This is a genomic window from Citrobacter sp. Cpo109 (assembly GCF_030332565.1).
Taxonomy (GTDB): domain Bacteria; phylum Pseudomonadota; class Gammaproteobacteria; order Enterobacterales; family Enterobacteriaceae; genus Citrobacter; species Citrobacter portucalensis.
In genome coordinates, this window is record NZ_JAOWHQ010000034.1 from 1 (window position 1) to 413 (window position 413).

The following is a 413-nucleotide window of genomic DNA, read 5'->3' on the forward strand; positions in this document are numbered from 1 at the left end:
ATCGAAATGGGGACTTTCATCGCGTCTATTCGTGCCCGTCGTATTCCCTGGTAGCACCACGGCGGCATGGTCAGCGAGCGCGCATGTGGCCGGACAAGGGCATATACCAGGTACTCCTCTCCCACCGGCGCGGCAATCAGTTCCACTTCCTCACCTTCCCGGCAATAGGGTGCGCCCAGCCACCCTGAAAACTGCCGGCCATTGATTTCGCCCGTAACGTACCATGCCGAAGAAGGAACCCTGTCTTCATTGCTCGCCACCATGCCCTGTGCCGTTGCCGCTGACCCCGTCGAAGCCAGCACCATCGCGGCAGACGCCATGTTCTCATCCTGTCTGCTGAAATATTCCCACGTCTGCGGATAGGCTTTGGTGTCAAAATAGTGCGTCAGGCAGCGCTGGTGGTAGTTTGTCAC

At 58.6% G+C, this 413-nt stretch carries 1 pseudogene; it reads right to left on the reverse strand.

The window, feature by feature from the left end:
• A pseudogene (locus tag OGY71_RS23230) lies at positions 1 to 413 on the reverse strand (putative type VI secretion system effector); the annotation flags it as partial.